This is a genomic window from Rhizobium sp. N324 (assembly GCF_001664485.1).
Taxonomy (GTDB): Bacteria; Pseudomonadota; Alphaproteobacteria; order Rhizobiales; family Rhizobiaceae; genus Rhizobium.
Window position 1 is genome coordinate 14,499 of the sequence record NZ_CP013630.1, and the last position, 18,529, is coordinate 33,027.

Sequence of the window (18,529 nt, forward strand, 5' to 3'; positions counted from 1 at the left end):
GCGTGGAAAGCGAGGATACCCGCACGATGAACCAGTCAGCATTGCTTCGACCGGATTGGACTCCGGCTACCATTGCCCTGATGATTCTCGGCTTCATGGTTTTCTGGCCTCTGGGTCTTGCCATGCTTGCCTACATCATCTTCGGCGACCGTCTGCGCGGCTTCAAGCGTGACGTCAACCAGGCGACCGATGGCTTCTTTGCCTCCTGCCGCCGTTCGAACGGCCGTCACCGCCCGCATTTCTCGACCGGCAACGTCGCCTTCGACGACTGGCGCAAGGCCGAGATCGACCGGATCGAGGAAGAGCGCCGCAAGCTCGATGAAATGCGCGAGGAATTCGACGCCTATATGCGCGAACTACGCCGCGCCAAGGACCAGGAAGAGTTCGATCGCTTCATGCGTGACCGCAAGAACGCCAAGCGTGACGACAACGGCCCGGTCGCCGAATACCAGACGCCATGACGGCCTGAACGCTGAATTGATGACCGGCATCTTCCGATGCCGGTTTTTCTATGTCCGCTCGGCCGGCGAATCGGATAGAAAATACCCATGTTCTCGCTTCTGAAGACAAGGCCGAAAGCCCGGAAACCGGCGCCGCCCGAAACGCGGACGCTTGATGTGGCCGGCCGGCTGATGCCGTTGACCATCAAGCAGCACGACCGGGCGACCCGCATCACCTTGCGCATCGAGCCGGGTGGCCGGGCCTTGAAGATGACGGTGCCGAAAGGTCTGGCGGCGCGCGAGGTCAATGCCTTTCTCGATCGGCACCAGGGTTGGCTGCTCACCAAACTTGCCAAGTTTTCGACCGATGCCGGCCTGCGCGACGGCGGCGAAATTCTTTTTCGCGGCGTTTCCCATTGCATCCAGCATACCGGCAGCTTGCGCGGGCTGACGGAGGCGGTTTCGATAGATGGCAGACCGGTGCTGCGCGTCAGCGGCATGGAGGAACATGTCGGACGGCGCATCGCGGCCTTTCTGAAGAAGGAGGCGCGGGCCGAACTCGTAACGCTGGCAACGATGCATGCCGGAACGATCCGGGCGCCGATCCGTTCGATCTCGATGAAGGATACGCGCAGCCGCTGGGGCTCGTGCTCGTCGGAGGGAAATCTGAGCTTTTCCTGGCGCATCGTCATGGCGCCGCCTTCAGTGATCGATTATCTCGCCGCCCATGAGGTTGCCCATCTCAAGGAAATGAATCACGGGCCGCACTTCTGGGCGCTCTGCCGCAAACTTTGCCCCGGCATGGACGAAGCGAAATCCTGGCTGAAGCGGCACGGCAGCCAGTTGCATGCCATTGATTTCGACTAGCCGAAAGGCGCTCTAAATACAGCTTTCCGTGCAAATTGGCTCGACTCTTGCCGCGTTTCGTGTCACTTCGCTGCCATGAGACCGGATATCAAGATCTGCGGCTTGACGACGCCTGATGCTGTCGATCGCGCGCTGACGCGCGGCGCGACCCATATCGGTTTTATTTTCTTCGAAAAGAGCCCGCGTTATATCGAGCCGGACCTGGCGGCAAAACTGGCCGAACCGGCGCGCGGCAAGGCGAAGATCGTCGCCGTCGTCGTCGATCCCAGCAATGACGACCTGGACGAGATCGTCTCGCTGTTGAAGCCGGATATTCTGCAGCTCCACGGCAATGAGAGCCCCGAACATGTGCTGACCATAAAGGCGCTTTACGGTCTGCCTGTGATGAAGGTGTTTTCGGTGCGCACCGCCGACGATCTGAAACGCGTCGAGGCCTATATCGGCATTGCCGATCGCTTCCTCTTCGATGCAAAAGCGCCGAAGGGTTCCGAATTGCCGGGTGGCAACGGCATTTCCTTCGACTGGAGCCTTCTGAGCTGGCTCGACGGCAGCATCGACTACATGCTCTCCGGCGGGCTGAACAAGAACAATGTCGCGGATGCGCTGGTGAAGACCAAGGCACGTGGTATCGACGTCTCCTCGGGTGTCGAAACAGCACCCGGCGTGAAGAGCGTCGCAATGATCGATGAATTTTTCGATGCGGTCGAAGAGGCGAATGCGCCTGTCGTGGCCTCAGGGAGTTGAGAGTGAACGAAACGCCTAAACCGAATTCCTTCCGTTCCGGGCCTGACGAAGACGGCCGTTTCGGCATTTATGGCGGTCGTTTCGTTGCCGAAACATTGATGCCGTTGATCCTCGATCTGCAGGACGAGTGGGACAGGGCCAAGAACGATCCGGCATTCCAGGCCGAGTTGAAGCATCTTGGCGCCCATTATATCGGCCGCCCGAGCCCGCTCTATTTCGCCGAGCGGCTGACGGCCGAACTCGGCGGCGCGAAGATTTATTTCAAGCGCGAGGAACTGAACCACACCGGTTCGCATAAGATCAACAATTGCATCGGCCAGATCCTGCTGGCCAAGCGCATGGGCAAGACCCGGATCATCGCCGAAACCGGCGCCGGTCAGCACGGTGTCGCTTCCGCCACCGTTGCCGCCCGCTTCGGCCTTCCCTGTGTCGTCTATATGGGCGCTACCGACGTCGAGCGTCAGGCGCCGAACGTTTTCCGCATGAAGCTGCTCGGCGCCGAGGTCAAACCGGTGACGGCGGGCAGCGGCACGCTGAAGGACGCCATGAACGAGGCGCTTCGCGACTGGGTCACCAATGTCGAGGATACCTACTACCTGATCGGAACGGCGGCCGGTCCGCATCCCTATCCGGAGATGGTCCGCGATTTTCAGTCGGTGATCGGCACGGAAGCGAAAGAGCAAATGCTGGCAGCCGAGGGCCGCCCGCCGGATCTCGTCGTCGCTGCCGTCGGCGGCGGTTCGAACGCGATCGGCATTTTCCATCCTTTCCTCGATGATCCGACAGTGAAGATCGTCGGCGTCGAAGCCGGCGGCAAGGGCCTGCAAGGCGACGAACATTGCGCCTCGATCACCGCCGGTTCGCCTGGCGTGCTGCACGGCAACCGCACCTACCTGCTGCAGGATGGCGACGGCCAGATCAAGGAAGGCCATTCGATTTCGGCCGGTCTCGATTATCCCGGCATCGGCCCCGAGCATTCCTGGCTGAACGATACCGGTCGCGTCGACTATGTACCGATCATGGATCACGAAGCCCTCGAGGCCTTCCAGACTCTGACCCGTCTCGAAGGCATCATCCCGGCGCTCGAACCCTCGCACGCGATTGCCGAGGTGATCAAGCGCGCACCGAAGATGGGCAAGGACGAGATCATCCTGATGAACCTCTCCGGCCGCGGCGACAAGGATATTTTCACCGTCGGCAAGATTCTGGGAATGGGACTGTAAGACATGACCGCACGCATGGACAAACGCTTCGCCGAACTGAAGGCCGAGGGCCGTCCGGCGCTTGTGACCTATTTCATGGGCGGCGATCCTGATTACGACACCTCGCTCGGCATCATGAAGGCGCTGCCGGAAGCGGGCTCCGACATCATCGAGCTCGGCATGCCCTTTTCCGATCCGATGGCCGACGGCCCGGCGATCCAGCTCGCCGGCCAGCGGGCGCTGAAAGCCGGCCAGACGCTGAAGAAGACACTGCAGCTGGCGGCCGATTTCCGCAAGACCAACGACGCCACGCCGATCGTCATGATGGGCTACTACAACCCGATCTATATTTACGGCGTCGAGACCTTCCTCGACGACGCGCTCGCTGCCGGCATCGACGGCCTGATCGTCGTCGATCTGCCGCCTGAAATGGACGACGAACTCTGCATCCCGGCGATCCGCAAAGGCATCAATTTCATTCGCCTGGCGACGCCGACGACGGATGAGAAGCGCCTGCCGAAGGTTTTGAAGAACACCTCCGGCTTCGTCTATTACGTCTCGATGAACGGCATCACCGGTTCGGCGCTGCCGGATCCGTCGCTGGTCTCGGGCGCGGTCGAACGCATCAAGCAGCATACCAAGCTGCCCGTCTGCGTCGGCTTCGGCGTCAAGACGGCGGAACATGCCAAGGTCATCGGCGGTTCGGCGGACGGCGTGGTCGTCGGCACCGCCATCGTCAATCAGGTCGCCACCAGCCTGACGAGTGACGGCAAGGCAACCGCCGACACGGTTCAGGCTGTTGCCACGCTGGTGCGCGGCCTTTCCACGGGAACCCGTTCCGCGCGCCTTGTTGCTGCCGAATAGTTTGCCCACATTGGCACCAGTCAGTTAGGAGAATTCGAGTTGAACTGGATCACCAACTACGTTCGCCCGCGGATCAATTCCATGCTGGGCCGTCGCGAAGTGCCGGAGAACCTCTGGATCAAGTGCCCGGAAACCGGCGAGATGGTCTTCCACAAGGATCTGGAAGGCAACAAATGGGTCATTCCGGCCTCCGGCTATCACATGAAGATGCCGGCCAAGGCCCGCCTCGCCGATCTGTTCGACAACGGTGACTATGAATCGCTGCCGCAGCCGAAGGTCGCCCAGGACCCGCTGAAATTCCGCGATTCGAAGAAATATAGCGATCGCCTGCGCGACAGCCGCCTGAAGACCGAGCAGGAAGATACGATCCTTGCCGGGCTCGGAAAGGTGCAGGGGTTGAAACTCGTGGCGGTGGTGCACGAATTCAACTTTATCGGCGGTTCGCTCGGCATGGCCGCCGGCGAGGCGATCGTCAAGGCCTTCGAGCGTGCGACCTCGGAAAAGTGCCCGCTCGTCATGTTCCCCGCTTCCGGCGGCGCACGCATGCAGGAAGGCATCCTGTCGCTGATGCAGCTGCCGCGCACGACGGTTGCCGTCGACCTGCTGAAGGAATCCGGTCAGCCCTATATCGTCGTCCTGACCAACCCCACCACCGGCGGCGTCACGGCTTCCTATGCCATGCTCGGCGATATTCATCTGGCTGAGCCCGGCGCCGAAATCGGCTTTGCCGGCAAGCGCGTCATCGAGCAGACCTTGCGCGAAAAACTGCCCGAAGGCTTCCAGACCTCCGAATATCTGCTGGAACATGGTATGGTGGATATGGTCGTCAAACGCCACGATATCCCGGAAACGCTGGCACGCGTGCTTAAGATCCTGACGAAGAAGCCGGTTTCGGCGGCGAATACCATGAATAGCGGCGCGATCGCTCTGGCGGCGAGCGCCTGATAACCGATAGGGCGGGGTGCCGAATTGATACCCAGAGGCCAAACCGCGGTGAGTGAGGCAGCACAGGAGATCGACAAGCTCATGGGATTGCATCCCAAGGGTTTTGATCTGTCTCTCGACCGCATCATCCGTCTTCTCGATGTGCTCGGCAATCCGCACCGGAAACTGCCGCCGGTGATCCATGTCGCCGGCACAAACGGCAAGGGGTCGGTCACCGCCTTCTGCCGCGCTCTGCTCGAAGCCGGCGGCTACAGCGCTCACGTTCACACCTCGCCACATCTCGTCAATTGGCACGAGCGTTATCGCATCGGTGTGGCGGGCGGGCGCGGGCAGCTTGTCGATGACGCCGTCTTTGCCGAGGCCCTGCGGCGTGTGGCCGATGCCAATGGCGGACAGCACATCACCGTCTTCGAAATCCTGACGGCGGTCACCTTCATCCTGTTTTCCGAACAGCCGGCCGATGCCGCGATCATCGAAGTCGGCCTCGGCGGCCGCTTCGACGCCACCAATGTCATTTCCGATCCGGCCGTCTCGGTGATCATGCCCATTTCGCTGGATCATCAGCCCTATCTCGGCGACAGGGTCGAACTGATCGCCGCCGAAAAGGCCGGCATCATGAAGCCGGGGCTTCCTGTCGTCATCGGCCACCAGGAATATGACGCGGCACTCGACGTGCTGATGTCGACGGCCGAACGGCTGCATTGCCCGAGCGCCGTCTTCGGGCAGGATTTCATGGCGCATGAGGAATATGGCCGGCTCGTCTATCAGGACGAATTCGGTCTTGCCGACCTGCCGTTGCCGCGCCTTCCAGGCCGCCATCAATATGCCAATGCCGCCGCCGCCATCCGCGCCGTCAAGGCGGCGGGTTTCACCGTCACCGAGACGATGATGGAAAAGGCGATGAATTCGGTGGAATGGCCGGGCCGGCTGCAGCGCCTGGGCGAGGGCCGGCTGCTGGCGCATGCGCCCGCCGGCGCCGAGATCTGGATCGATGGCGGGCACAATCCCGGTGCCGGCGAAGTGATCGCCGAAGCCATGGCCAATTTCGAGGAGCGCCAGTCGCGGCCGCTTTTCCTCATCATCGGCATGATCAACACCAAGGACCCGGTCGGCTATTTCAAAGCCTTCGCCGGCTTGGTCGAGAAGGTCTTCTGCGTGCCGATCCGCGGCAGCGAGGCGATGATCGACCCGGTGATCTTGTCGAACGCCGCTTATGATGCCGGCTTGGTTGCCGAACCGATGTCGACAGTCGGTGAGGCGCTCGAAGCGATAAAGGCCGTTACCGATCCGGAGGGTCTGCCGCCGCGCATCCTCGTCGGCGGCTCTCTCTATCTCGTCGGCGATGTGCTGTCGGACAACGGCACGCCGCCGAAATGATGGGCGAAATGAAGAATATGAAATGAAAAAGCCCGGCATCACCGGGCTTTTTCATCAATGCGATATCAATCGATCAGGCAGCGTTCGAAATCCAGTTCGAAAGCGCGGTCTTCGGCTTGGCGCCGACCGAGATGTCGGCAACTTCGCCGCCCTTGAAGATCGCCAGCGTCGGAATGGAGCGGACGCCGAACTGTGCGGCGAGTTCCGGATTCTCATCGATATTCAGCTTGGCGACCTTGACCTTGCCTTCCATCTCGACGGAGATTTCTTCAAGGCTCGGCGCAATCATCTTGCATGGGCCGCACCATTCAGCCCAGAAATCGACGACGACGGGTTCTGCGGATTCCAGAACTTCCGACTGGAAGTTGTTGATATCGACTTTCACGGTAGCCATGGGCTGCTCCTTTACCTCGGGTGTTGAACCACATGTGATGGTGCGGTGCCAAATTTTCAATGTCCGGTATTTCACTTTGTCTTGACCGCTGCAAGCGCCAAACCGAGTACCTTTTCGCTCAGCGTGTAAAGCGAGGCGTTCTCGGTATAGACGAGCATGCACTCGATCGGCTTGTCGGGATAGAGCGGCGCCAGGATCTCGCGATAGATCGCCAGCTGTGCCCGGTGGGCGAAGGGGATGGCCGACTCTGTCGCCGGCGGCACCCGATTGGTCTTGTAATCGAGGATGACGACCCGATCGGCAAGGACGGCAAGCCGGTCGATGCGGCCGGAGACGGCATAACGTCTGTCTTCAAGCGTCAGCGTTCCCATGATCGAGACCTCGGGCTGGGCCTGCGAACCGAGGACGGCCTGCAGACCCTCTTCGTCCAATAGTTTCAGAACCGAATCGACGAGCTTGCGGCGTTCGGCTTCCGGCCAGAACCGCGCCGCCCGTTCGGCATAGCGGCCTGCGGCATCGGCCCGCTCCGCAGGCGGAATTTCCGGAAGCGCCTGCAGCATGCGATGGATCAGCCGGCCCTTCTCCATTGACCGATCGCTGGGCTCCTTCTCGCCGAACAGCGGCGAAACGACGAGCAAGCCGCCCTCGTCTTCATCGATGATCGTCCCGGCGCCGGAGGGGCTAAGCGGCCGGGGCAGCTCGGCCTGCGGCGGCAATGGCCGCAACAGACCGTCCGGCAGCCTCTCCTCGCTGTCGCGCTCCCGGCTGCGGTCGATACGCTCGAAGCTTCGTTCCACCCGCGGCACACGCCATTTGATCCCCGGCCATTCGCCATCGGGACTGGAGAATGTGGTCGCCTCGACATGCGGATGGTCGTCGCGCAGCGCCGTCGAGATCATCATATGCCAGGTGTCGTTGCTCACACGCACGCCGCGATAGCCGCAGACGACCAGCCGGTCGGCGGCACGCGTCATGGCGACATAGAGCAATCGGCGGTATTCTTCTTCCGCGAGCATCTGGATACGAACGGCGTCGTTCTGCGTCAGCGAATTGGCGAGATCGGAGACCGGAACCCAGACGGGCATTGGCGGCTCGTCGGCGTCGGTCTCGATCAGGCGTAGCTTCGGCAGATGGGTATGGGTGAAGGCCTTCGAACCGCCGTCGACCAGGAAAACGATCGGAGCCTCGAGACCCTTGGAGGCATGCACCGTCATGATCCGCACTTCGTTGCGCCCTTTATCCTGCTCGCGCTTGACGACCGGGGCTTCGAGCTCCAGCGTCGAGATGAAGGATTGCAGCCCGGGAAGGCCGGCGCTCTCGTGGTCGAGCGTGAAGGTCAGGAATTCGTCGAGAATATCGCTGACTTCGGTGCCGAGCCGGGCCAGGAATTGCCGCCGCCCGCCATGGCTGCCCAGCACACGCGCATAGAAATCATGAACCGACAGGCTCCTGGATTGGCGAAGGAACAGCTCCAGCCTCTCCACGGCCGCGCGGAAACGCTCGGTGCCGTCGGCGGCGAAGCGTTTGAGATGGTTCCAGACGCTCTCATTGTCGCCGCGCAGGGCGGCGACCGCAAAAATATCGTCCTCGGAGAGATCGAAAAGCGGGCTTTTGAGCACGGCGGCGAGCGAAAGATCGTCGTCCGGCAGCAGCAGGAAACGGCCGAGCGCCAGCAGATCCTGCACGGCGATATGGCTGGTCAGTACCAGTCGGTCGGCGCCGGCGACCGGAATGTCGCCGCGGCGTTTCAAGGCGCGCGTCAAGGCATTGACGAAGGCGTCGCGTCTGCGCACCAGCACCAGGATGTCGCCAGCTTCGATCAGGCGCTCTTTGCCTTTGTCGATGATCGTCTCTCGGCCGACGAGCGCGCCGATCGAATGGGCGATCCGCCTCGCCAGGATTGCGGCCGGCGCGCTTTCCGGCGTCGCGTCGAAGGGCGCCGTCCAGTCCTCCACCTTGACCACCGCCTCAGGCGCGACCATCTCCCAGAGATCGACGGCGCCGGGATGCCCGATGCGGCTGGAGCGATGCACGACCGGTTCGTTAAGCGCGCTGAGGCCGCGCGAATTGTCGGGTTCCCTGAAAATATGGTCGACGGCCTCGAGCACATCGGCGGTCGAGCGGAAGGAAAGCGGCAGCCGCACGGAGGAAAAATTCTGCCCGCTGTCGGACACGCGCCGCCGCGTCCGGTCGCTTTCCTCGGAAAACCGCTCCGGCCGTGCCCCTTGAAAGGAATAGATCGACTGTTTCTCGTCGCCGACGGCAAAGAGCGTGCGCACGATCGGCCGGGCGCTTTCGCCGGAGAAGAAATCCTCGGCGAGCGACTGGATGACGCTCCACTGGATCGGGCTGGTATCCTGCGCCTCGTCGACGAGGATATGGTCGATGCCGCGATCGAGCTTGTAGTGGATCCAGGGGCCGACGCCGCTCTTCGTCAGCAGGTCGGCGGTGCGGGTGATCAGGTCCTCGAAATCGAGCTGGCTGCGCTGCTTCTTCAATTCCTCATAGTCGTGATTCAGCCGGTCGGCGAGCACGAGGGCGGCATGCGTGGCGCCGTACATCCGCATCAGTTTCAGCCGGTCGCGGCTTGCGGCGACATGGGCGCGAGCCGCGGCGATGGCGTTCGCCAGCTGCGGAGCTTCGGCAAGCATCGCCTTAACCGTGAATTGCGAATCCGCCTTCGGTTCGCCCTTCACCGTCAGAAAGATTTTCTCGAGAAACTCCGCGCGTTTTGCATCATCGCGTTCCCGCCCGGCAAGCCTGAGGCCGTAGGCAACTTCCTGCGCCTTCGCGCCGCCCTTCTGGTCGGCAAGCGACAGATAAAGCTCCAGCATGCCGCCGCTAAGCTCCGGCAGCGGCCAATATTGCGCTGCGATCCGGCTTTCGGTGTCATCGGGCGTGAGACCGAGCCTTTCGCGCAAAACCATCTCGACACCGCCCTGCTGTTCGGCCGCCGCGGTGAAACGACGGATGGCGTTGCGATTGGCGACGATGTCGCCGAGCAGGTTCTCCAGTCCGGACTCGTCGCCGAGATCGAGCACATAGGCGAATGCCTCGGCAAGGGCGCTGTCTCCCTCAGGCGCGGAAGCCGTCAGCAGCGCCCGGCGGGCGTCGGAAAGCAGCGCCACTGCTGCGCGGTCGTCGAGAACCGAGAAATGCCCGGCGACGTTGGCCTCCAGCGGAAATTGATGCAGCAGCGCCTCGCAAAAGGCGTGGATCGTCTGGATCTTCAGTCCGCCGGGTGTCTCCAGCGCCTTGGCAAACAGCCGGCGGGCCTCGGCGAGCTTAATTCCGTCAGGCGCCGTCCCCTCGATCTGGGTGATCCGCCGGCCAAGAGCTTCATCGTCGAGCACCACCCAGTCCGCCAGCCGCTCAAAGACGCGGTTCGACATTTCCGAGGCGGCAGCCTTGGTATAGGTGAGGCATAAAATGGCGGACGGCCGCGCACCGGCAAGCAAAAGCCGGATGACGCGCTGGGTCAGCACATGCGTCTTGCCGGAGCCGGCATTGGCCGAGACCCATGCGGAGCGCTCGGGATCGGAGGCGATCGCCTGCTGGATCGTCGTCCAGCCGATCCAGGCGCCCGGATCGTCGTCGTTGGGAAGCGCCGTCACGTCACTCATCGCCGCCGCCTTCCTCGGTTTCTGCCGTCGACCATTCGGAGACGCGGGCGAGATGATCATAGTCGCCGCCGAAATCGAATTGCTGTGCCGGGATGAGCCGTGAGGTGAAGCCCTTTTCGCCGGATTGCAGCAAGCGCACGAACTTGACCAACTGGTCGATCGACTCCTCGGCGAGATCCATCGCCGATTTCGCCTTGTCGCTGCGCGCCGAGCTCTCATTGTTGACGGTGTCGACCTGAAAGCGGCGTCCCGGCCGCAAGCGGACATAGAGCAGGTCCTGCGGCACGAGACTGCCGGCATCACGGAAGGCGCCGCCGCGCAAGGCCGCCGCTTCGAGCGCAAGCTGCGGATCGAGGAGCACCCGCGCCTGCGCCGGCGAGGGATTGTAGCCGGTCTTGTAGTCGATGATATCGGCGGCGTTCGGTCCGGTGACGTCGATCCGGTCGGCAACACCGTTGAGCCGGATATTGATCGGTTCCAGTTCGATGCCGCCGCGAACCTCCGTCAGCGTCTTGCGGATGCCCGGCCGCCGTCCCGCCTCCCAGTCGAGGAAGGCGCGAGCCACCGCACGAAAACGTGGCCGCCACACGGCATCGATATGCGGCGGCAGTTGCTCCATGTCGAAAAGCTCGGAAAGGATACGCTCCATCGCCGCTGTTGCCTCAGGCGTGCCGGCGACATGGGCCTCGCGAATGAACCGGTCGATGATCTTGTGGTAGAGCGTGCCGCGTTCGGCCGCTCCGGGATCGCGGTTGAACGCATCGACGGGATCGAGGCGCAGGATGCGGCGGGCATAGATGGCGTAGGGGTCCCGGCGCAGCCGGCCGACTTCGCTGAAGGAGTAGGATGTCGGCTGCAGTGCCAGTGGTGGTTTCGGCGAGGGTCGCTGTGCTGGTGCCTGGGCTTCTCCGCGATCGATCAGGCCGGCCCATTGGAGGAACCGGTTACCGCGTCCCTTCAATTCGGCTTCGAACGCCTCTCCGGCAAGCGCCAGCAGCCGCTGCAGCCAGCGCGAGGCGACCGTCGGTGTCGAGCCCTGGCGCAGCGCGCGCGCATAGATCAGATGGCGTGTGCCGTTCGCCATTTCAAAGTCGTGCGCCAGCTGGCCGATGCGCCGTTCCGGCGGCTCCAGTCCGATCTCCGTCTTCATCATGCGCGGAATGAAGGGATTGTTGGCGGTCTGCCCCGGCCAGGTGCCCTCGTTCAGGCCGCCGAGGATCAGCGTATCGACGCTCTGCAGGCGGGCTTCCAGCGTACCGAAGATGAAGAGGCGGGGATGGCTGATCGCCCGCGGCTTGACCGCATGACCGGCGGCAAGCGCTGCCATGATGTCGATCCATTGCGGCCCGTCGGCCTCCATCTGGCCGTTGGTGTCGATCACTTCGCCGAGCAGGGCGGCGAGCGCATCTCCGGCTTCACCAGACCAGAGATCGGCGAGATTGCCGTGCGGATCGGCTGCCACCGCTTCAAGCGCGCGGCCGGTGCGCTCCGCCCATTCGGACAAGGTGAAACCAGCTGTCCTCCCGCGATCTTCCGGCCGGTGCCGGATCAAGGCCGAAGCCAGCGGCTCGGTCGCCTTTGTGACCCGCTGGGCAAGGTCGTAGGCGGCATCGGCGGCGTCGGGCGAAAGCGCCTTTCGCCATTGTGGCGCGTGCCTATCCTCAGCCTGTTCGCCAAGCTGCTGGGTCAGCAACGGTTCGAGCCTGCTGATATCGACCTCGGCCACGCCGCCGCGCAACGCCAGTAGCTCGAGCGCCTCGGTGGCGGAAATCAATGTATTGCGTTCCAGGCCGAAGCGGGCCAGCGGATGTTTGAGCAACGAGACGATCGCCACGGGATCGCCCGGGCGCAATGCCGCCTCCAGCAGCAATTGCAGAAGCGTGCCCTGCGGCGTCGCCGCAAGCGGCGTGCCGGCCGAATCGTCGGCGAGGATGCCGAAGCGGGAAAGCTCCGCCATCACCCGGCGGGCAAGATTGCGGTCCGGGGTGATGAGGGCCGCCCGGCTTTCGCCGTCCTGCCCCGGTCTTTCCAATGCCAGCCGGAGCGCAATGGCAATCGCGGTCGCTTCCTCGCGTTCGTTCGCGGCTTCGATCAGCGAAACATCGGCGAAAGCCGAAGAGAAAGCGTCCTCGGGCAGCTCACTCTTCCAGGCGCCCCAATCGCTGGTCGCCTCTGCCGGAACGAGTGCCCGGGACAGAATTTCGGCGCGCCGGTCGAGATCGGTTTCCGGCCTGTCGAGCAGCGTCACGTCGGCGCGCGTCAGCTTCAGCCGCTTGAGCAGCGATGACAGGCCATACTGCGGATGGCTTCGGCTCGCGGGATTGGCGTGCTGGCCCGGTGAAAGCTCCGGCGCCACCATCTGCCAGTGCCGTTCCGGCATGGAGAGATCAAGCCCCGGAAGCACGATCACGCCCTCGGGCAGATTGGCGACGGCGGCAATGAGATCGGCGGTGGCGGCAACCGAGCCCGTCGAACCGGCGATGATGATCGGCCCGAGGGGCTTCGTCGCCGAAAGCCTGTTTGCTTCGGCCCGCAGAATGGCATTTCGGTGCCGTGCCGGCGAGGATTTTCCGAGCTCGGAAAGCCGCTCCGGCCAGAAGGCGCTAGCGATCTGCAGGAATTCCGCCGTCAGCTGCCACCAGGCGGCGTAATCGCCGGTGTCGAGTTTCGATAGTTCCGACCAGTCGAGATCCTCGGTTTCGATCGAATCGATCAGTTCCGCAAGGTTGCGGGCGAGCCAGATCGCATCCGCTGGGCTTGCCGGCGCCACCAGCGGTGAATCCGAATGAATGTGGCGGACGATCTCCGGCAGTTTGTTGCGCCAGGCGAGGATCAGCCGGGCAAGCTCGAGCAGGCGGGCGGTATTCGACAGCGGCTGGGCAAGATCAATCGTTGCCGGCAGCGCCTCGTCGAAATAACCGCTGTCGTCGTCGGTTTCGCCGAGGGGACGGATGACCGGCAGGATCGCCGAGCGGCCGCCGAGCAGATCGACGAATTCCGAGCGCAGCACGCGTACGGCGCGCCGGGTCGGCAGATAGATCGTCACTCTGGCAAGCGATAGCGGATCGTCGGCCTCATGCCGGAAGAGTGGCGTCAGCCGGCCGTCGCAAAGTGTCGTCGCCAACGTTTTCAGGAAGGAGAGGCCCGCCGGGATCGTCAGAATGCGTGGCTGGTGCCGCTCCGCCATAGCTCACGCGAACGCCCGCAACCTGCGGATCGTTTCCTCCGCCTCGCCGATCGCCGCCGGCGTTCCCACCGTCAGCCAGTGGCCGTCGAGCACCATGCCGAAAAGCCGCCCGCTTGCGATCGCCTTGTCGAAATAGATATTGAGATTGAAGGCATCCTGCGGCGCGTCGTCGAGCAGCGACGGGTTCATGACGATCGCGCCGGCATAGACAACGGGATTGGAGGGATCGTCGCGATACCGCGTCAGCCGGCCGTCGGCTGCCATGCCGAAATCGTTCTTGCCGTTGTGGCCCGTGGTATCCTCTATCCTCACGCAAAGCAGCGCCATATCCATGCGCGCGGCATCGAAGAATCCGGCTAAGCGCTCCAGATTCGTCGCTCGCCCCGGCTGTTCGCCGATCCAGAAGAGATCGGCATTCATGACGAAGACATTTTCGCGGGTCAGCAGCTTCAGCCCTTTCGCCAGCCCGCCGCCGGAATTCATCAGCGCCTCCCGCTCGTCGGAGATGATGATGTCGAGCCCGGGATAATTCCTCAGATGATCGAGCATCTGGTGGGCGTGATGGTGAACATTGACGGCGGCTCGTTCGACACCGGCGGCCACGAGCGAATCCAGCGCATAGTCGATCATCGGCTTGCCGTCGATCTTCACCAGCGGCTTCGGGATCGTGTCGGTGATCGGGCGCATGCGGGTTCCAAGACCCGCGGCCAGTACCATGGCTTGTCTGATGGTCATCCTGATCCGGAACTTATGATTCGCTCTGGCCTATTCCAGCCCTTGTGCACCAATCGCGCAAGGGGGCAAGCGCTTCGTGCTCGAACGCGACCTGGAGATAGGCAAGCGTTCGCGGCATATGTTTGAGGTAACCGGGCTTGCCGTCGCGCTGCAACAGCCGCACCCAGAGACCGGCAAGCTTGCAGTTGCGCTGCGCCGACATGATCGCCCAGGCCTTCATGAATCCGGCTTCGTCGAAGCCGCCCTGGGCCCGGCGAAGGGCAAGGTAGTCGTCCATCAGTTGCCGGAAAAGCCCCGGTTCGATCGTCACGCGTGCATCCTGAACGATGGAAGCAAGGTCATAGGCGGTCGGGCCGATCATCGCATCCTGGAAGTCGATGATGCCGACCTTGCGAATACCGCTTTCCTCTTCGCGCCAGATGATATTCGGCGAATGGAAGTCGCGCAGCAGCAAGTTTTTCTCGGCTGTTGCGAGCTCGTCGATGAGCCCATCCCAGATCGCCAGATACTCCGCCCGTTCGGCATCCGTGGGCGGTGTACCGCGCTTCCAGCCAATGTGCCAGTCGAGCACAAGCTGCACTTCCATCTTCATTGCCGTGCGGTCGAAGTCCGGAATGTGGTGCGTATGCGTTGTCGAAACCGGGATATCCTGAGGGATCTGCATGGAATGAAGATGGGCAAGGCAGGCGACACTTTGCCGATAACGTTCGGCGATTGGCCGCCCGTCGTCATCGAGCACACCTTCGGTGCCGAGATCCTCGATCAGCAGGATGCCCTGCTCATAATCGACCTGGTAGATCTCCGGCGTCGCAAACCCCCGCTCGCGCAAGGCTTCGGCAATCGCAACGAAAGGATAGGCGTTCTGTGCGAGATGCGCGACCTTGGGATAGGGCTTGCCGTCAAAGACCGGCGGTCCCTCGGGGTGCGGGCGCCAATCCATCAGTATTTTTCGCGGAGCGCCATCCGGATAGATCGCTTCATAGGCGCGCAGCGACGCATCGCCGGTCAGGAAACGGCGTTTCGCATCTGGATAGCCGGCCTTGTCGAGGAAGCTGCGGATCGCCAGAACACGATGGATGCGCAGAGCCTGGGTACCCGTGGCATTGATCGTTGCCCGCCGGCCGCCGCCTTCATGGTCGAGTCGCAGTGCGATGCGCTCGGCCGGCAGTTCGCCCTCAGCCATCTCGGGCCATTCGACCAGACAGATGCCGTTCTCCAGGGCCTCGTCGAAGCCGAGCTCCGTCAGTTCGGCGGGATGGCCGAGCCGGTAGAGATCGAAGTGCGAAACGGGCAAGCGCAGATCGTAGGATTGCACCAGCGTGAAGGTCGGGCTCGGGACTTCGAGCCGCTCGTCGTCGGCAATGGCGCGCAGGATCGCGCGGGCGAGCGAGGACTTGCCTGCACCGAGATCGCCGGAAAGGGCCAGGCAATCGCCGGCTTTCAGGGCGAGCGTCAGGTCTTCGCCGAGGCGGATGGTTGCCGCTTCATCTTTCAGGAAAACCGAGATCGTATCGCCGGTCGTCATTCGGCGGCAGCGGAATGCGGGATATCGACCGAGGGGATGCGGCAGACGACGGTCGTGCCCTTGCCCGGCTCGCTGTCGATCGTCACGTCGCCGTGATGCAGGCTGACGAAGCTGTCGACGATCGACAGGCCGAGGCCGGCACCGCCGCGTTTGCCGCTTTTTGCGCCCGTCGCAAAACGGTCGAAGACGGTGGCGATCATATCAGGCGAGATGCCGGGGCCGCGATCGCTGACGGCGAAAACGAAATCCGTGCCTTCGCGATGGCATTCCAGTGAGATCGAGGTGCCCTCCGGCGAAAAATTCGCCGCGTTGGAAAGCAGCTTCAGCAGGATCTGCTTCAGACGCTGCGGGTCGGCGACGATCGAGCCGAGATAGGCCGGCGCGGTGATTTCGAGCGCGACGCCGCTTTCATGCAGGCGATCGGCGATCTGCATGGAGACGTCGTCGAGCAGGTCGTTGAGATCGATTTCCGCATAGTTGAGCCGCATAATGCCGGCATCGACCGTCGCAAGGTCCAGAATGTCGTTGACGAGCGTCAAGAGAACCGAGGACGATGTTGAGATATGGTCGATATATTCGGCCTGCCGTTCGTTCAGCGGCCCGACGCCTTGCGTGCGCAGAAGGTCGGTGAAGCCGATGATATTCGTCAGCGGCGAGCGCAGCTCATAGGAGACATGCTGGACGAAGTCGTTCTTCAGCTCATCGGCCTTGCGCAGCGCTTCGTTCTTCTCGGTCAGCGCCCGCTCGGCCCGCACGCTGTCCGTCATGTTGACGAAGGTCAGCATGGTCTGGGCGTTTGGCAGCGGAATGACCGCATAGTCGAGCACCAGGCCGGAAAAGAGTTCCAGCGTTCCCTGGCCCGAGCGGCGTTCGTCGTCGAAGCTGGTGATCAGTTCCGCGAAGGTCTTCCAGCCGTCCGGCCGGTCATAGGACGGCGCACAGGCCTCGCCCAGCGCACGGATATGGGTGCCGGGCTTGGCTTCGGTTTCGGTGATCCCCCAGAGCGCGCGGAAAGCCGGGTTCGACAGGCGAATGCGTCCATCCGGGCCGAACACCGCCACACCTTCGGAAAGATGGTCGATCGTTTCGCCCTGCACCTTGACCAGCGTGTTGTAGCGCGTTTCGAGATCGACCTGCTCGGTTAGGTTTTCGAACACCCAGGTGGCGCCGCCCTGCGGATGGGCGGTGGCAAAGACACGCAATGTCTGCCCATTCGGCAGGTGCCAGAGGTCGGATTGCGTGTCGAGCGCGCGGTAGACGGAAAGGGCCGCTTCCTTCCAGCTCTTCCAGTTGAGCTGGTCCGGCAGTTTCTTGGCGGCCCGCAGCCGCTCGAGCAGCTCGCTATTATCCGGCCGGCCTTCGAGGAAGGCGATATCCAGCTCCCAGAGCGCGACGAAGGCCTGGTTGTAGAATTGCAGCCGGCGGTCGCCGTCGAAGATGGCGACGGGCGTGGCGAGGTGGTCGAGCGTTTCGGCATGGCTCTTCAGCGTCCGTTCCAGCTCGGCGCGCACCGCCTCTATATCTGACACATCGATCGCGATGCCGGCCGAACCGCCGGGAAGCCTGACGTCGACGACGTCGAAGAAGGTGCGGTTGCCGTGCACCACCGTCGAGATCGTGTCATGGAAGGGCGATTCCGGCGCCGTCGTCGCACGAATGCGTTCGCGCGCCACGGTCGTCAGCATCTCGCGACCTTCATTGATCGCCTGCTGCGGCGAGCGCGCTTCGACGGCCTCGCCATAAGCCTGGTTGACCCAGGTGAGGCGGCCGGCCGGATCGCGCTGCCAGGCCGGCATGTCGATCGCGTCGAGCATGGTCTGGAAGGCCGAGATCGACGTCATCAGCCGGTCGCGCTCGATCCGGAGTTCGGCAAGCTCGGCGCGCAGATTGTTGAGCGCCACGAAACGGACGAAGGCGCGACCGCCGGAAACCCGGCCCTGCGCCTCGAGGATTTCATCGCGGATGGTTTCGACCACCATGTCGAAGCTCTGTGCCCCGTCGCGCAGCCGGTCGATGGCCTTCTCCAGATCGGCGGCCGAGCGTGACTTCAGCCAGAGGCCGAAGGCCAGGAATTCGCCGTCCTGCGGCGCGCCGGTCTCGGGCGGTAGCTGGCCGAGCAGTTCGGGACGGGCATTGCCGTCCCAGATGACGATCCTTCGGTTCTTGTCGGCGATCAGCGCCTGATATTGCGAAATGCGCTGCTGGGCATCGGAAAGCGCCGAGCGGATTTCCCGGCTCTCGCTTTCCAGATTGCCGCGCTGGCGCACCAGCCACAATGTCGAAAGCAGTGCTGCCGATATGACGCCGATGACGACGGAAACGCCGACGACCTGCGAAGATGTGAAGAGGTGAGCCGAGGCCGCCGCCTGCTGCTCCGTCTGTGCCAGAACCGGCCGCGCCAGCGCGGCAAGCGCCGTACCGGCCGCGCAGGCTTTCAGAAAGCGCGCCAATGATCCATGCTCTTGCTTTGCGGCCTCGTGTGCCGTTGCAGATTGATGTTGTTGGCCTGCGATCAGCGGGCGGCGACCGGCGCGAACGCCATCATCCGCCTGACCGGGCAGGCTGTTTTTCAGTTCCGACATCCGCGGTATGTCTCCGTCCTTCAATGTGCCGCATTACGACAAGA

Annotated in this window: 13 protein-coding genes; 7 read left to right on the forward strand and 6 right to left on the reverse strand. The window is 63.0% G+C overall.

Annotated features, from left to right (window positions below; all coding sequences use genetic code 11):
* The first annotated feature begins 26 nt into the window (after positions 1–26).
* From AMK05_RS00090 to AMK05_RS00120, 7 genes are all read left to right on the forward strand, one after another.
* Positions 27–461: a DUF2852 domain-containing protein gene (locus AMK05_RS00090; RefSeq protein ID WP_003571403.1), complete on the forward strand. Its 435-nt coding sequence runs from the start codon at positions 27–29 to the stop codon at positions 459–461.
* An 87-nt stretch (positions 462–548) separates the two neighbouring features.
* Positions 549–1,307 carry a M48 family metallopeptidase gene (locus AMK05_RS00095; protein ID WP_064835460.1) on the forward strand — a complete coding sequence of 253 codons (759 nt, stop codon included), beginning with the start codon at positions 549–551 and terminating at the stop codon, positions 1,305–1,307.
* A gap of 75 nt (positions 1,308–1,382) precedes the next feature.
* Positions 1,383–2,051, forward strand: a complete 669-nt coding sequence (locus tag AMK05_RS00100; RefSeq protein ID WP_064835462.1) for a phosphoribosylanthranilate isomerase — start codon at positions 1,383–1,385, stop codon at positions 2,049–2,051.
* A gap of 2 nt (positions 2,052–2,053) precedes the next feature.
* Positions 2,054–3,274 (forward strand): tryptophan synthase subunit beta, encoded by a 1,221-nt coding sequence (gene trpB / locus AMK05_RS00105; protein ID WP_064835464.1) that lies wholly within the window; start codon positions 2,054–2,056, stop codon positions 3,272–3,274.
* A gap of 3 nt (positions 3,275–3,277) precedes the next feature.
* Positions 3,278–4,117, forward strand: coding sequence for a tryptophan synthase subunit alpha (gene trpA / locus AMK05_RS00110; protein WP_064835466.1), 840 nt, complete (start codon positions 3,278–3,280; stop codon positions 4,115–4,117).
* A gap of 39 nt (positions 4,118–4,156) precedes the next feature.
* The gene (accD, locus tag AMK05_RS00115; RefSeq protein ID WP_064835468.1) at positions 4,157–5,062 is read left to right on the forward strand and encodes an acetyl-CoA carboxylase, carboxyltransferase subunit beta; all 906 of its coding nucleotides are present in this window, start codon (positions 4,157–4,159) and stop codon (positions 5,060–5,062) included.
* A 24-nt stretch (positions 5,063–5,086) separates the two neighbouring features.
* Positions 5,087–6,439: a bifunctional folylpolyglutamate synthase/dihydrofolate synthase gene (locus AMK05_RS00120; RefSeq protein WP_171899729.1), complete on the forward strand. Its 1,353-nt coding sequence runs from the start codon at positions 5,087–5,089 to the stop codon at positions 6,437–6,439.
* A gap of 73 nt (positions 6,440–6,512) precedes the next feature.
* Here the strand turns inward: AMK05_RS00120 and trxA are convergent, their stop codons facing one another.
* From trxA to AMK05_RS00150, 6 genes are all read right to left on the reverse strand, one after another.
* Positions 6,513–6,833 carry a thioredoxin gene (gene trxA / locus AMK05_RS00125; protein WP_004672616.1) on the reverse strand — a complete coding sequence of 107 codons (321 nt, stop codon included), beginning with the start codon at positions 6,831–6,833 and terminating at the stop codon, positions 6,513–6,515.
* Positions 6,834–6,904: 71 nt separating this feature from the next.
* Positions 6,905–10,456 carry a double-strand break repair helicase AddA gene (addA, locus tag AMK05_RS00130; protein WP_064835472.1) on the reverse strand — a complete coding sequence of 1,184 codons (3,552 nt, stop codon included), beginning with the start codon at positions 10,454–10,456 and terminating at the stop codon, positions 6,905–6,907.
* Positions 10,449–13,643 (reverse strand): double-strand break repair protein AddB, encoded by a 3,195-nt coding sequence (addB, locus tag AMK05_RS00135; protein ID WP_064835474.1) that lies wholly within the window; start codon positions 13,641–13,643, stop codon positions 10,449–10,451. Before addB ends, addA begins: the two co-directional genes overlap by 8 nt.
* Before the next feature lie 3 nt (positions 13,644–13,646).
* Positions 13,647–14,378, reverse strand: a complete 732-nt coding sequence (locus AMK05_RS00140; protein ID WP_064835476.1) for a nucleotidyltransferase family protein — start codon at positions 14,376–14,378, stop codon at positions 13,647–13,649.
* A 13-nt stretch (positions 14,379–14,391) separates the two neighbouring features.
* Complete coding sequence (tsaE, locus tag AMK05_RS00145) at positions 14,392–15,903, reverse strand: tRNA (adenosine(37)-N6)-threonylcarbamoyltransferase complex ATPase subunit type 1 TsaE (protein WP_064835478.1); 1,512 nt, start codon at positions 15,901–15,903, stop codon at positions 14,392–14,394.
* The gene (locus AMK05_RS00150) at positions 15,900–18,485 is read right to left on the reverse strand and encodes a PAS domain-containing sensor histidine kinase (RefSeq protein ID WP_064835480.1); all 2,586 of its coding nucleotides are present in this window, start codon (positions 18,483–18,485) and stop codon (positions 15,900–15,902) included. The genes tsaE and AMK05_RS00150 overlap by 4 nt, the downstream gene beginning before the upstream one ends.
* Positions 18,486–18,529 lie beyond the last annotated feature (44 nt).

Bases quoted from the DNA above. Each gene is read 5' to 3' on its own strand.
- AMK05_RS00090 (WP_003571403.1), top strand. From the start codon at position 27: ATGAACCAGTCAGCATTGCTTCGACCGGATTGGACTCCGGCTACCATT.
- AMK05_RS00095 (WP_064835460.1), top strand. From the start codon at position 549: ATGTTCTCGCTTCTGAAGACAAGGCCGAAAGCCCGGAAACCGGCGCCG.
- AMK05_RS00100 (WP_064835462.1), top strand. From the start codon at position 1,383: ATGAGACCGGATATCAAGATCTGCGGCTTGACGACGCCTGATGCTGTC.
- trpA (WP_064835466.1), top strand. From the start codon at position 3,278: ATGACCGCACGCATGGACAAACGCTTCGCCGAACTGAAGGCCGAGGGC.
- trxA (WP_004672616.1), bottom strand. From the start codon at position 6,833: ATGGCTACCGTGAAAGTCGATATCAACAACTTCCAGTCGGAAGTTCTG.
- addA (WP_064835472.1), bottom strand. From the start codon at position 10,456: ATGAGTGACGTGACGGCGCTTCCCAACGACGACGATCCGGGCGCCTGG.
- addB (WP_064835474.1), bottom strand. From the start codon at position 13,643: ATGGCGGAGCGGCACCAGCCACGCATTCTGACGATCCCGGCGGGCCTC.
- AMK05_RS00140 (WP_064835476.1), bottom strand. From the start codon at position 14,378: ATGACCATCAGACAAGCCATGGTACTGGCCGCGGGTCTTGGAACCCGC.
- tsaE (WP_064835478.1), bottom strand. From the start codon at position 15,903: ATGACGACCGGCGATACGATCTCGGTTTTCCTGAAAGATGAAGCGGCA.
- AMK05_RS00150 (WP_064835480.1), bottom strand. From the start codon at position 18,485: ATGTCGGAACTGAAAAACAGCCTGCCCGGTCAGGCGGATGATGGCGTT.